At 66.1% G+C, this 13,416-nt stretch carries 9 protein-coding genes; 5 read left to right on the top strand and 4 right to left on the bottom strand.

The window, feature by feature from the left end:
- The first annotated feature begins 23 nt into the window (after positions 1-23).
- Positions 24-2,087 (top strand): Stk1 family PASTA domain-containing Ser/Thr kinase, encoded by a 2,064-nt coding sequence (gene pknB, locus NIBR502772_RS10185; RefSeq protein WP_141140087.1) that lies wholly within the window; start codon positions 24-26, stop codon positions 2,085-2,087.
- A 52-nt stretch (positions 2,088-2,139) separates the two neighbouring features.
- Here the strand turns inward: pknB and NIBR502772_RS10180 are convergent, their stop codons facing one another.
- Both NIBR502772_RS10180 and NIBR502772_RS10175 read right to left on the bottom strand, forming a co-directional pair.
- Complete coding sequence (locus NIBR502772_RS10180) at positions 2,140-3,531, bottom strand: class II 3-deoxy-7-phosphoheptulonate synthase (RefSeq protein WP_181037301.1); 1,392 nt, start codon at positions 3,529-3,531, stop codon at positions 2,140-2,142.
- A gap of 71 nt (positions 3,532-3,602) precedes the next feature.
- Positions 3,603-4,382, bottom strand: coding sequence for a 1-acyl-sn-glycerol-3-phosphate acyltransferase (locus NIBR502772_RS10175; protein ID WP_246848754.1), 780 nt, complete (start codon positions 4,380-4,382; stop codon positions 3,603-3,605).
- 111 nt (positions 4,383-4,493) lie between these two features.
- Between NIBR502772_RS10175 and NIBR502772_RS10170 the strand changes: the two genes are divergently transcribed.
- Genes NIBR502772_RS10170 through NIBR502772_RS10160 form a run of 3 tightly spaced genes read left to right on the top strand, consistent with a single transcriptional unit; the run spans position 4,494 to position 6,731 of the window.
- Complete coding sequence (locus NIBR502772_RS10170; protein ID WP_141140086.1) at positions 4,494-5,312, top strand: carboxylesterase; 819 nt, start codon at positions 4,494-4,496, stop codon at positions 5,310-5,312.
- Positions 5,309-6,103, top strand: a complete 795-nt coding sequence (locus NIBR502772_RS10165) for a carboxylesterase (protein ID WP_141140085.1) — start codon at positions 5,309-5,311, stop codon at positions 6,101-6,103. The genes NIBR502772_RS10170 and NIBR502772_RS10165 overlap by 4 nt, the downstream gene beginning before the upstream one ends.
- Positions 6,096-6,731 carry a hypothetical protein gene (locus tag NIBR502772_RS10160; protein WP_141140084.1) on the top strand — a complete coding sequence of 212 codons (636 nt, stop codon included), beginning with the start codon at positions 6,096-6,098 and terminating at the stop codon, positions 6,729-6,731. The genes NIBR502772_RS10165 and NIBR502772_RS10160 overlap by 8 nt, the downstream gene beginning before the upstream one ends.
- Positions 6,732-6,741: 10 nt before the next feature.
- Here NIBR502772_RS10160 and NIBR502772_RS10155 read toward each other — a convergent pair whose 3' ends face one another.
- A complete protein-coding gene (locus NIBR502772_RS10155) occupies positions 6,742-7,830 on the bottom strand; it encodes an ROK family glucokinase (protein ID WP_058929399.1) in 1,089 nt (362 codons plus the stop codon).
- Positions 7,831-8,009: 179 nt separating this feature from the next.
- On the opposite strand from NIBR502772_RS10155, the gene NIBR502772_RS10150 reads away from it, so the two are divergent.
- Entirely contained in the window at positions 8,010-9,818 is a 1,809-nt protein-coding gene (locus NIBR502772_RS10150; protein ID WP_141140083.1) for a long-chain fatty acid--CoA ligase, read from the top strand.
- A gap of 100 nt (positions 9,819-9,918) precedes the next feature.
- On the opposite strand, the gene NIBR502772_RS10145 is transcribed toward NIBR502772_RS10150, so the two are convergent.
- A complete protein-coding gene (locus NIBR502772_RS10145) occupies positions 9,919-13,314 on the bottom strand; it encodes a pyruvate carboxylase (protein WP_141140082.1) in 3,396 nt (1,131 codons plus the stop codon).
- Positions 13,315-13,416 lie beyond the last annotated feature (102 nt).

Genomic DNA, 13,416 nt, shown 5'->3' with positions numbered 1-13,416 from the left:
CCATGCGGGATTAGGATCGTAGGGTGCAGGAACAAGTGTCAGACCGTCTCGTTGGAACGCTGGTGGACAACCGCTACGCCGTCCGCTCCAAACTCGCGCGCGGCGGCATGTCCACCGTATACCTGGCAACGGACCTTCGGCTGGAACGCGATGTTGCCCTGAAGGTCCTCCATCCCCACCTCGCCACCGACGAGACGTTCCTGGACCGGCTGGGCCGCGAGGCGAAAGCCGCCGCGAAGCTGTCCCACGCCCATGTGGTGGGGGTCCTGGACCAGGGTAACGACGGCCAGACGGCTTATCTGGTCATGGAACACATCAAGGGTCACACCCTCCGGGACGTCATCAGATCCAAAGGTGCGCTGCCTCCCCGCCTGGCCCTTGCCCTGATTGATCCGGTAGTGCAGGGCCTCGGCGCGGCCCATGCCGCGGGGCTGATCCACCGGGATGTGAAACCGGAGAACGTTCTGATTGCCGACGACGGCCGGATCAAGATCGGCGACTTTGGACTGGCCCGGGCAGTGACGACGTCAACTAGTACCGGGACGCTGATCGGTACGGTGGGTTACCTCTCCCCCGAGCTTGTGCTGGGAAAGCAGGCTGACACCCGGAGTGATATCTATTCGGTGGGCATCATGCTCTATGAGATGCTGACCGGCCAGCAGCCGTACGACGGCGAGGTCCCCATCCAGGTTGCGTACAAGCACGTGAATGAAACGGTCGGTCCGCCGTCGGCCTTGGTGCCAGGCCTCGCCGCCGAGGTGGATGAACTCGTCCAGTGGTGCACCGCAAACGATCCCGAGAACCGCCCGGTGGACGGCAACGCCCTGCTGCAGGAACTCCGCCACATCCGGACCAACCTCACGGATGCCGAACTGGACCTCAGGCCGCCTGCTGCGACCCAGGAAGGCCAGCAGAACCAGACCGAGATCATCGCCCGCACCAACAACCCCACCGCCGTGATGTCGTCCTTCTCCCGGCCGCAGCCACAGCACCCTCCGCATGCCCTGTATCCGCCCGACGCCGACTACCGGCCAGGCGAACAGTTCCGGCCGGAAGCGCACTACAGGCCAGATGCTCAAGACGCCGTCCCGGCAGCGATCCCCCTCAGCAAACGCGCCCGCCGCAAGCTCGACAGGGAGGACGAGAAGGCAAGGTCCAGGGCTGCGGCGACCCCGGTCCGGAGCCTGCGGGAGGGGAACCCGCGGCGCCGCGGCGCCCTCTGGGTGGTGGTCCTGGTCATCATCGCGTTGCTTGCCACAGGAGCCGGCTGGTTCTTCGGCATGGGCCCCGGGTCGCCGGGCACCATTCCGGCGGTCGCCAACAAGTCGGTGGCCCAGGCCCAGCAACTGCTGAGCGAGGCGGGGTTCCAGTCGCGTACCAGCGATGTCTTTGACGACGACGTTCCGTCCGGCCTCGTTGTGGGCTCCGACCCGACTGCCGGCACAGAGACCAGGAAGTTCCAGCTCGTGTCCCTATTTGTTTCCAAGGGGCCGCAACTGTTCGAACTCCCGAAACTGACCGGCGGAACACTTGACGATGCGAAAAATGCACTGAACCAGGCCGAAATGGCGCTAGGTACCGTCACTGAACAATTTGATGACGCCGTTGCAGCCGGCGTTGTATTGGCCCAGGATCCCGCCGCAGGAACCCCAGCTCGCCATGGCACTCCGGTAGCCCTGTCCGTCTCCAAGGGCCCGCAGCCGATCCCCGTTCCGTCAGTCGTCGGGCTGGCGGAGGACGCCGCCGTCAAAACCATCGAGTCGGCCGGGCTCAAGGCCGATGTCGCGAAGGACAAAGTCAACGACAGGCACGTGCCCAAGGGGTCGGTTGCCGTGCAGTCGCCTGCGACCGGCACTCTGACCAAGGGCGGCACGGTGACGCTGACCATTTCAGACGGACCCAAGCTCGTTGAAGTCCCCAGTTTCATCGGGAAACAAGCCAAGGAAGCCGAAGAAGCGCTGCGCGCCCTGGGCTTCGAGGTACGCGTGAACAATATCCTCGGCGGCTTCTTCGGCACGGTACGGGATCAGGACCCGGTGAAGAAGAAGGTGCCTGAAGGCTCCGTCGTTACCCTCACGGTGGTGTAGCCGGCGGACTGGCCGGCCACACCCCGCGGAAGTCCGACTCCGCGTCGAGCGGTCAGTGCTTGGCCAGTGCTCCGGCCACCAGGAACGCCATTTCCAGGGACTGCATGTGGTTCAGGCGCGGATCGCAGACCGACTCGTACTTGTCGAGGAACGCTTCCTGGTCCACCGGATCGGCACCGCCCAGACATTCGGCGACGTCGTCGCCGGTCATCTCGACGTGGAGGCCACCGGGAACCGTGCCCAAAGCATGGTGGACTTCGAAGAACCCACGTACTTCGTCAATGACGTCGTCGAAGTTCCGGGTCTTGTAGCCGTTGGGCGAGGTAACGGTGTTGCCGTGCATCGGATCGGTGACCCAGAGAACCTTGGCGCCGGAGGCGGTCACCTTCTCCACAATGGCGGGAAGCTTCTCGCGGATATTGCCCGCGCCCATACGCGTGATGAACGTCAGCCTGCCCGGCTCCCGCTCGGGATCCAGCTTGTCGATGAGGCGGAGGGCGTCGTCGCCGGTTGTCGACGGGCCCAGCTTCACACCGATGGGGTTCCGGACGCGTGAGAGGAAGTCCACGTGCGCGTGGTCAAGCTCGCGCGTACGCTCCCCGATCCACAGGAAATGCGCCGACGTGTCATACGGGAAACCGGTCCGCGAATCGATGCGGGTCAGTGCGCGCTCGTAGTCCAGCAGCAGGGCCTCGTGGCTGGCGAAGAATTCCACCCGCTTGAGTGCTTCGAAATCAGCGCCGCAGGACGCCATGAACTTGATGGCGCGGTCGATGTCACGGGCCAGGGATTCGTAGCGGGCGTGCGCCGGGTTTTCAGTGAAGCCCTTGTTCCACTGGTGCACGGAGCGCAGGTCCGCGAAGCCGCCCTGCGTGAAGGCCCTGATGAGGTTCAGGGTGGAGGCGGACGTGTGGTAGGCCTTGAGCATCCGGGCGGCGTCATGGCCACGGGACTCGGGAGTGAACTCGTAGCCGTTGACAATGTCGCCGCGGTACGCCGGGAGGGTCACGCCGTCGCGGGTCTCGTCGTTGGAAGAGCGGGGCTTGGCGAACTGGCCGGCCATCCGGCCCATCTTGATGACCGGCATCGCTGCGCCATAGGTGAGCACCACTGCCATCTGGAGAATGGTCTTGACCCGGGCGCTGATCTTATCCGCCGTTGCGGCTTCGAAGGTCTCAGCACAGTCGCCACCTTGCAGCAGGAAGGCTTTGCCCTCTGCTGCAGCCGCCAGCCGTTCCCGGAGTACGTCCACTTCGCCGGCGAAAACCAGCGGCGGGAGAACGGAAAGCTCCCCGACAGACGCGTCGAAAACGTCCTTGTCCTGCCAGCTGGGCTGCTGGGATACGGGAAGGTCACGCCAATCATCGAGGCCAGGATAATTGGCTGCTCCGCTCTGGGCGGTGCTGGACAGCGAAAAGGCAGGTTTTGCAGATAGCTCAGTCACTATCTAAGACTAATGTGCGCGGCTGGCTTCAGGACACCTGACCGTCACGCGTACCGAGAGCGGCGTCACAGTCAGCCCGCTGCCGGGTCCTTACCATCGGCATCACTGCCCTCAGCACCGCCGTCAGGATCGGCGCGTTTCGCGGTGGCGCCCCCAGCCTCTGTGGCTGCTGCGCCCGTAAGGCGGAGCTTCACCACGGCAGCGTACTCGTCCACGTACTCCTGGCCGGAGAGCCGCATCAGCTCGAACATGATTTCGTCGGTGACCTTGCGCTGGACCAGCCGGTCCTCCGCCTGGTCTGCGTACTGGCTAAAATCCAAGGGCGCACCGAAAATCATGCCGATGCGCCGGATGTTCGGCATCCGCTTGCCGATGGGCTGAACCTTGTCCGTGCCGATCATGGCCACGGGAATCACGGGCACACCAGCCTGCAGGGCCAGCCTGGCGACGCCCACTTTGCCCCGGTAGAGGCGAGCGTCGGGGCTGCGGGTCCCTTCAGGGTAGATGCCCAGCAGTCCTCCGCTTGTCAGGACATCCATGCCGGCGTTGAGCGAAACAGCCGATGCCGCGCCCCCGGACCTGTCCATGGGCAGCTGGTTGGTGAGCCTGAAGAACATGGCCGTCAGCCTGCCTTTGACGCCGGTGCCGGTGAAGTACTCGGACTTGGCCAGGAAAACAACCGGCCTGCGGACCATCAGCGGCATAAAGATGGAGTCGGAGAATGACAGATGGTTTGAGGCGATAATTGCCGCGCCCTGCGCCGGAACATTGTCCAGGCCCTTGACCCAGGGGCGGAAAAGAAGCCGCAGCACCGGCCCCAGGAAGATCCTCTTCATGACCCAATAGAACACGTGACGAACCTCTCCGGAAGCCGGCCGGCCAGCCCTTCGTCGGGCCGGGCGGGCACTCCAGTGCAACCCTACTCTAGTGAGATTTGTCGAGAACAATGACACGATGGTGTTATGACAGAAAGCAGCATCGCGCCCCGGCCTGCCGCTTTCAGCTACCCCGGCCACGGACCCAATGCCACTACCGGGATTGCCATCTGCCATGGCTTCACCGGCAGCCCGCTCAGCATCCTGCCCTGGGCAGAGAACCTCGCCGCCCAAGGATTCGCCGTGTCGGTGCCGCTCCTGCCCGGCCATGGTACGGATTGGCGGCAGCTCGCCCGCTCGGACTGGCGTGACTGGTACGGGACTTTCGAATCGGCGTACCTGCAGCTGAGCGCCCGGACAGAGAAGTGTTTTGTGGCCGGCCTCTCGATGGGCGGCGCCATTGCGCTCCTGACTGCCGCCAGGCATCCCGTGGCTGGCGTCTCCTTGGTGAATCCCGGCCTCAGCTTCTACGACCGCCGCGTGCGGGTCATCGGAGTTCTCAAGTACTTCCAGCGCACCACGCAGCCCATTCAGGAGGAACAGCCGACGGCGGACGTCACCAATGACGGCGACTACTCACGGACTCCGTTGGCAGCCGTGCACGAGCTCAAGAAGCTTTTCGGCACAGCCACCCGCGGGCTGCACCAGGTCACCGCCCCGGTGCAGGTATTCAAGTCCCAGTCGGACGTCGTGGTGCCGGCCACCTCACTCCTGATGTTACGGCAGCGTTTGGGCCCACGGCTGGTTGAGGTAGTGGACCTGCACAACAGCGGTCACGTGGCCACCCTGGATGTTGATGCGCCCGAGATTTTTGCCCGTTCCAGCGCCTTCTTCCTTGCCCATGCACCCAGCACTGCACCGTCAGCCCGAACCGCGGCCACACCTCACACCACGGAGACTTCATGACCGGCGTACCGGACCACAGCCCTTTCAACAGCACAGTCAACGGCGGCGGAGCCCGGATCGGGGTGGTCCTCTCGCACGGATTCACGGGCAGTCCGCACGGGCTGCGCGCGTGGGCCCAGTCGCTCGCCGACGCCGGCTTCGCGGTACGCATGCCGCTGCTGCCGGGGCACGGCACCCGTTGGCAGGACCTTGCGCGCACGCGCTGGCCGCAGTGGCACGGCGCCCTGGACGACGCCTACCTGGAACTGGACTCCCACTGCGACCACGTCTTCGTCGCCGGGCTGAGCATGGGCGGTGCCCTGGCCCTGAGAATTGCCGCCACCCGGCCCGTCGCCGGGGTGATCGTGGTGAACCCCGGACTGGTGATTGATGATCCCCGCGCTCCACTGGCCGGCATCCTGAAACTGGTCATGAAGAGCACCCCGGCCATTGCCAACGACATCCTCAAGCCCGGGATGGACGAGGGCGCCTACCCGCGGACCCCCGTAGCCGCGGCCCACGAGCTGAACAAGATGTTCAAGGACACCATCCGGCTGCTCCCCCGCATCACCGCACCCGTACGGGTCTTCCGGTCCACCGTGGACCACGTGGTCTCTGACACGAGTGTGGCAGCCCTGCGCCGTGGCCTGACCAACGCTCCGCTGACACTGACCACCCTGGAGAACAGCTACCACGTGGCAACACTGGATAACGACGCCGAGGAGATCTTCCAGGGCTCCGCCGACTTCATCCGCGCGGTGATTGCCGGCACGGCAGCAGCCCAGGTCCAAGAGGGCACCGCCCATGAATAGGCCCGACTCCGGCTCGCCGGACCAGGGCGCAAACCAGGACGATGCTGTGTGGCTGGACCTGGTGGCCCGGCTCGAAGAGAAACCTGCCACCCCTACCGGCGCAGCGGACGCCTCCCCGGGCCCTGACGCCATGGGCAATGACCCTGAAACTCCTGGTCCGGCCGGCCCGGAGGCCGTGGCCGGGTCCGGCAGGTCCGCGACGTTCCGCGACTTTGATCCGCTGGGTCTGGCGGGAACAGCCCCCACCGAACTGTCCGCAGCCGAACGGCAGGCGGCGACGCCGGGCGCCGGTGACGGCAGGCAGGCCGACGCCGGCGAGCGGACCGGCGCTGACAGCCAGGGCGGCCCTGCCGCCTTCGGCCCGCGTGACTACGCTGCGGAGGACGACGCCGGGGACTTCGTTCCCGAGGAACCGCCAAGCCTTGCCGGGACGGATCCCCTGACCATGCTTGCCTGGCTCGGGGCAATTGGTGCACCCATTGCCTTGCTCCTGGCCGTGATGTTCTGGCGGTCCGCGCCGCTGCTGGCGATTGTGGGCATGGTGGCGGTGTTCATCCTTGCCGTGGTTTACCTCATCATGAAGCTGCCCCAGGAAAAAGACGAGAACGACGACGGCGCCCGCGTCTAAGGTCCGTCCCTCACCGCATGCGGCTGCTGACGCGGGACAGATCGGCCGCCCCGATGAGCCCCGCGTTTGGTCCGAGCGCTGCCAGTTCAATGCCGGCCGCCGGACGGAAGCCACGGCCCGTTAGGTTCCGGGCGAACGCCTTGCGCGCGGGCTCCACCAGCAGGTCCCCTGCCGAGCAGAGTCCCCCGCCGATCACAAACAGCCCCGGATCCAATGCTGCCGCCAGGTTCGCCAATCCCAGGCCCAGCCACTCGCCCACTTCATCCAGGAGTTCGCGGCAGGCCGCGTCACCGGCGAGTGCCAGATCAGTGACAATGGCCCCGGTGATCTGCTCGGCGTCGCCGCCGACGGAGGCCAGCAGTTCCTGGGCAACCGGCGAATTGGCGCGCGCCAGAATCCTCGCTTCCCGGCCCAGGGCGTTGCCAGAGGCGTACTGCTCCCAGCAGCCCCGGTTGCCGCACTCGCAACGCTGCCCGCCGGGCATGATGATCTGGTGGCCGAATTCGCCGGCTACACCAAACCGGCCGCGCTCCACCCGCCCGTCCATCACCATGGCACCGCCGATGCCGGTACCGAGGGTGATGCACACCAGCCGGTCCTCGCCCTGCCCCGCACCAAAGCGCCATTCCGCCCAGGCCGCGGCGTCGGCGTCGTTCGTCAGCAGCACAGGCCGGCGCAGCAGGCGCTGCAGGTTTGCCCGCAACGGCTCGTTTCGCCAGGCGAGGTGCGGACTGAAAAGCACGGTTCCGCCGTCCAGGTCCATCCAACCGGCCGCACCGATGCCTACTGACCACACCCTATGGCCGGCCCCGAGTTCGTCCACGAGCTCCACGATGACCTGCTCCACCGCGCGCGGGTCGCTGCCGGGGGTGGACCGCCGGGCCTCGCTCAGGATCCTTCCGTCGGCGTCCACCACGCCGGCGGCGACCTTGGTGCCGCCGATATCAATGCCGATTGCCAGCCCCTTGCGCCCGAGCCGCAGGTGCTCGCGGAACGTTTCCGTTCGTCTGGGCCGGGCCCTTGAGGCCAGCGGCCGCCGCCGCCAGGGGGCCGGACGTCGGAGCGGAGCGGCTGGCTCGCCAGGGGGCGTTACGTACATAGTGCTTCATTCTAGGGCGCGCCGGGCGGGCAACGCCGGAGGCCGGGCCCATGGCCACCCCCACTCCTCTTTGACTCATATGTTACTGGCCAGTAGGTTTGTTTCTGCACGGCCAAGTTGCAGGCGTATTAGTCTTTAGGCATACCCTGTGCGGGTCTATGGATATCAAAGGAGCTATAGTGCGCGAATTCAGTGTTCCGCCCCTGGTTGTTGTCCCACCGGAAACCAACATCACCGATCTTGTGCTGCGGCAGGCAGCCAAGCCCAGCAACCCTGCGCTCTTCTCGCGGCTGGACTCCGCAGGCGCCTGGCGGGACGTCTCCGCCACAGACTTCCTGGCGGACGTCCAGGCCCTTGCGAAGGGCCTGATGGCCAGCGGCGTGGGAGCCGGCGACCGGGTGGGCATCATGTCCCGCACACGCTACGAGTGGGCCCTCATCGACTTCGCCATCTGGTTCGCCGGCGCCGTCTCGGTGCCCATCTACGAGACCTCCTCGCCGTCGCAGGTTGCCTGGAACCTCGGCGATTCAGGGGCTGTGGCCGCCTTCGGCGAGGCCGCCCACCACGAGGACATCATCCGGCAGGCTGCCACCTCGGAAGGCCTCACCGCCCTCCAGAACGTCTGGCAGCTCGAAGGCGGCGGACTGGACGCCGTCCGTGAGGCCGGACGGGACGTCAGCGACGCCGACCTTGAGGCCCGCCGCAGTGCCGCCAACCTGGACGACATCGCCACCATCATCTACACGTCAGGAACCACTGGCCGGCCGAAGGGCTGCGAACTCACCCACGGGAACTTCGTTGAGCTCTCCGACAACGCCCTGGCCATCATCGGCGAGATCGTGCACGAGAACGCCAAGACCATCATGTTCCTGCCGCTGGCGCATGTGTTCGCGCGCTTCATCTCCGTCCTGGCCATGGCCGCCGGAACCACCGTGGCGCATACCCCAGACATCAAGAACCTGCTTGCCGACCTGCAGAGCTACGAGCCCACGTTTATCCTGGCTGTTCCGCGGGTCTTCGAGAAGGTCTACAACTCGGCGCTGACAAAGGCCGAGGACGGCGGCAAGGGCCCCATCTTCCATCGGGCCGCGGATACCGCTATCGCCTTCTCCAAGGCCAGGCAGGCAGGGCACGTTGGCCTCGGCCTGAAGCTCCGCCATGCACTGTTCGACAAGCTGGTCTATGGCAAGCTACGTGCCGCCATGGGCGGGCATGTTGCCCACGCCGTGTCCGGCGGCGGGCCACTGGGAGAGCGACTGGGCCACTTCTTCCAGGGCATCGGCCTGCAAGTGCTCGAGGGCTACGGCCTGACCGAGACTACCGCCCCAATCTCCGTCAACACGCCGGCCCTGATCAAGATCGGTTCCGTGGGGAAGCCCCTGCCTGGCAATTCGGTGAAGATTGCCGACGACGGCGAAATCCTGGCCAAGGGCGTCTGCGTCATGCGAGGCTACTACCAGCGCGATGACCTGATGGCGGATACGTTTGCCGATGACTGGTTCCGCACCGGCGACATCGGACGGCTCGATGACGACGGCTTCCTGTGGATCACCGGCCGCAAGAAGGAAATCATTGTCACGGCCGGCGGCAAGAACGTGATCCCCGCCCTCCTGGAAGACCAGATCCGGGCGGATGCGCTGGTCTCCCAGGTCCTGGTGGTGGGCGACAACCGGCCGTTCATCGGCGCACTGGTGACCCTGGACCAGGAGGCTCTGCCGGGCTGGCTCCAGCGCCACGGACTGCCGGCCACCACTACGCTCGACGAAGCGGTCGAGAACCCGGTGGTCAAGGCCGCCGTGCAGGACCTCATCACGCAGGCCAACGCCTCGGTGTCGCAGGCGGAGGCCATCAAGTCATTCCGGATCGTCGCTTCGGACTTCACGGAAGCCTCCGGCCACCTGACGCCGTCCATGAAGGTGAAGCGGGCCCAGGTGATGAAGGACTTCGAGACAGTCATCGAGGAAATGTACGGCGCGCCGCGCGGCTAAGCGGCAACGCAAAACGAAGGGCCCTCCCGGCGGAAGTAAACTTCCAAGCCGGGGAGGGCCCTTCCTTTTATGCCTGGACTTATGCCTGGACTGCTTAGCCCTACTCGACGACCAGGAGGAGGTCCCCGCCCTGCACCTGCTCCACCGCTGAAATGGCGAGCCGCGAGACTTTGCCTGCCGCCGGCGTCGTGATGGAGGCTTCCATCTTCATTGCTTCGATGGTGGCCACCGTGTCACCGGCGTTGACCGTGTCGCCGGCCTTGACGGTCACGGTGACGGCGCCGGCGAACGGCGCGGCGACGTGGCCCGGCTGGGCCGGGTCTGCCTTCTCGGCAGCCTTGACGTTGCTCACCACGGAGCGGTCACGGACCACAACGGGGCGGGACTGGCCGTTCAGGGTGCACATGACCGTCCGCATGCCCTTTTCGTCGGGCTCGGAAACAGCTTCCAGCGAGGCGATCAGCCGGACACCCTTCTCCAGCTGGATCTCGTGCTCGGCGCCGCGCTGCAGGCCGTAAAGGTAGTCGCGGGTGTCGAGGACGGAAATGTTGCCGTACGTCTCCACGCTCTTGAGGTAGTCCTTGGTGGGACCCTCGAAGAGCAGGCGGTTCAGCGTGCCCTGGCAGGTCTTGGAATCACCCTTGAGCGCGGCGCTGTCCTCGGGGCTGAGGTCAACGTCGCGGACCTTGATGCTGCGGCCCTGGAGCGCCTTGGTGCGGAACGGTTCCGGCCATCCTCCGGGCGGGTCGCCGAGTTCGCCGGAAAGGAAGCCGATGACGGAGTCGGGGATGTCGTAGTTCTGCGGGTTTTCGTTGAAGTCCGCAGGATCTGCGTTGAGACCTACGAGGTGCAGGGCGAGGTCGCCCACCACCTTGGACGACGGCGTGACCTTCACCAGGCGGCCCAGGATCCGGTCCGCGGCGGTGTACATGTCCTCGATCGCCTCGAACCGCTCCCCCAGGCCCAGCGCCATGGCCTGCTGGCGCAGGTTGGACAGCTGGCCGCCCGGGATTTCGTGCTGGTAGACGCGGCCGGTGGGGCCTGGCAGGCCTGATTCGAACGGCGCGTAGACGCGGCGCACGGCTTCCCAGTACGGCTCAAGGGAACTGACTGCGTCAAGGCTCAAGCCGGTGTCCCGCGGGGTGTGCGCCAGCGCCGCCACAAGGGCGGAAGCGGACGGCTGGCTGGTGGTCCCGGCCAGCGAGGCGGATGCAACATCCACAGCGTCCACACCGGCGTCAACTGCCGCCAGCAGGGTGGCCAGCTGGCCGCCTGCCGTGTCATGGGTGTGGAGGTGGACCGGGAGGTCGAAGCGTTCGCGCAGGGCGGCCACCAGCTTGGCGGCCGCTGCCGGGCGCAGCAGCCCGGCCATGTCCTTGATGGCCAGGATGTGGGCGCCGGCGTCCACAATCCGCTGAGCCAGTTCCAGGTAGTAGTCCAGCGTGTACAGCTTCTCGTCCGGGTTCAACATGTCGCCGGTGTAGCACAGGGCTACTTCGGCGACGGCTGTTCCGGTGGCCCGGACGGCGCGGATGGCGGGGGCCATCTGGTTCACGTCGTTCAGGGCATCGAAGATGCGGAAGATGTCGATGCCGGTGGCGGCGGCCTCGTTGACGAAAGCAACCGTCACCTCTTCCGGGTACGGCGTGTAGCCCACCGTGTTCCGGCCGCGCAGCAGCATTTGCAGGCAGACATTGGGCAGCGCCTTCCGCAGGGCCGCCAGGCGGTCCCAGGGGTCCTCGCCGAGGAAGCGCAGTGCCACGTCGTAGGTTGCGCCGCCCCAGGCCTCTACGGACAGGAGCTCCGGCAGGAGGGCCGTGACCGCGGGGCCGGCGGCCACGAGGTCCCGGGTACGCACGCGGGTGGCCAGCAGGGACTGGTGGGCGTCGCGGAAGGTGGTGTCGGTGACGGCCACGGCGGTCTGCTCACGCAGGGCCTTGGCGAAGCCTTCGGGGCCAAGCTCCAGGAGGCGCTGGCGCGATCCCGGTGCGGCCTGACGATCCCCTACGGCGGGGAGTTTGGCGGCCGGATCCGAGTGCACTTTCAGCTCGCCGTTGGGCTTGTTGACGGTGACTTCGGCCAGCCACGTCAGGAGCTTGGTGCCGCGGTCGGCGGAGACCCGGGCCTTCAGCAGCTGGGGCCGCTCGTCGATGAAGTTCGTGGCCACGTTGCCGGCAATGAAGTCGGCGTCGTCGAGCACGGCCTGGAGGAAGGAAATGTTCGTGGACACACCACGGATGCGGAACTCCGCGAGGGCACGGCGGGCCCGGGCCACGGCGGCCGGGTAGTCGCGGCCGCGGCAGCTCAGCTTCACGAGCATGGAGTCGAAGTGAGGACTGATTTCGGCACCCGAGTACACGGTGCCGCCGTCGAGCCTTACACCGGCGCCGCCGGCGGAGCGGTAGCCGGTGATCTTCCCGACGTCGGGCCGGAACCCGTTGGCCGGGTCCTCGGTGGTGATGCGGCACTGCAGCGCTGCGCCCTTAAGCTGGACCGTCTCCTGGGAGAGGCCAAGGTCCGCGAGGGTCTCGCCGGAAGCGATCCGAAGCTGTGCCTGCACCAGGTCAACGTCCGTCACTTCCTCAGTGACGGTGTGTTCGACCTGGATGCGGGGGTTCATTTCGATGAAGACGTGCTGTCCGGCGCGTTCGCCGACGGTGTCCACCAGGAACTCAACGGTTCCGGCGTTGACGTAGTTCAGGGCCTTGGCGAACTTCACCGCGTCACGGTAAAGGGCCTGGCGGATGCCTTCGTCCAGGTTGGGCGCGGGGGCGATCTCGATGACCTTCTGGTGACGGCGCTGGATGGAGCAGTCACGTTCGAAGAGGTGGATGACGTTGCCCTCGGCGTCGGCCAGGATCTGCACCTCGATGTGGCGCGGGCGGAGCACTGCCTGCTCCAGGAACATGGTGGGGTCACCGAATGCCGCATCGGCTTCGCGCATGGCGGCCTGCAGGGCCTCGGGAAGGGCTTCCCTCGTGTCGACGCGGCGCATGCCACGTCCGCCGCCGCCGGCGACGGCCTTGGCGAAGATGGGGAAACCGATCTCGTCGGCTGCCGCGATCAGCTCATCCATGTCCTTCGAGGGTTCACTCGATTTCAGGACCGGAACACCTGCCTCACGGGCAGCCTTCAGTGCTGCCACCTTGTTGCCGGCCAGCTCAAGCACCTCAGCCGGCGGGCCAACGAAGGTGATGCCCGCTTCCTGGGCGGCGCGGGCCAGATCGGGGTTTTCCGAAAGAAAGCCGTAGCCGGGGTAGATGGCGTCGGCGCCGGATTCCTTGGCGACACGGACCACCTCGGCAACATCCAGGTAGGCCCGGACGGGATGCCCCACTTCGCCAATCAGATATGCCTCATCGGCCTTCTGGCGGTGGATCGAATTTCGGTCCTCATTGGGGAAAACAGCAACGGTCTTGGCGCCCAGCTCGTAGCTGGCGCGGAAGGCCCTGATCGCGATTTCGCCGCGGTTGGCCACCAGAATCTTGGAAAACATAATTCTCCTGCATCATTGCGGGTGTATCGGTAAGTGGTCACAGTGTCTAAGACCCGCGCTTAGAAATACAAATCATTGTGGCCACAGTCACAGAAACTTCCG

Origin of the sequence: Pseudarthrobacter sp. NIBRBAC000502772, assembly GCF_006517235.1 — a bacterium.
Taxonomy (GTDB): Bacteria; Actinomycetota; Actinomycetes; order Actinomycetales; family Micrococcaceae; genus Arthrobacter.
The sequence above is the reverse complement of the archived record's forward strand: the minus strand, read 5'-3'. Positions and strand labels throughout refer to the sequence as shown.

Excerpts from the sequence above, each read along its gene's own strand:
- NIBR502772_RS10160 (WP_141140084.1), top strand. The coding sequence starts at position 6,096 with ATGAATAGGCCCGACTCCGGCTCGCCGGACCAGGGCGCAAACCAGGAC.
- NIBR502772_RS10145 (WP_141140082.1), bottom strand. The coding sequence starts at position 13,314 with ATGTTTTCCAAGATTCTGGTGGCCAACCGCGGCGAAATCGCGATCAGG.
- NIBR502772_RS10165 (WP_141140085.1), top strand. The coding sequence starts at position 5,309 with ATGACCGGCGTACCGGACCACAGCCCTTTCAACAGCACAGTCAACGGC.
- NIBR502772_RS10155 (WP_058929399.1), bottom strand. The coding sequence starts at position 7,830 with ATGTACGTAACGCCCCCTGGCGAGCCAGCCGCTCCGCTCCGACGTCCG.
- NIBR502772_RS10170 (WP_141140086.1), top strand. The coding sequence starts at position 4,494 with ATGACAGAAAGCAGCATCGCGCCCCGGCCTGCCGCTTTCAGCTACCCC.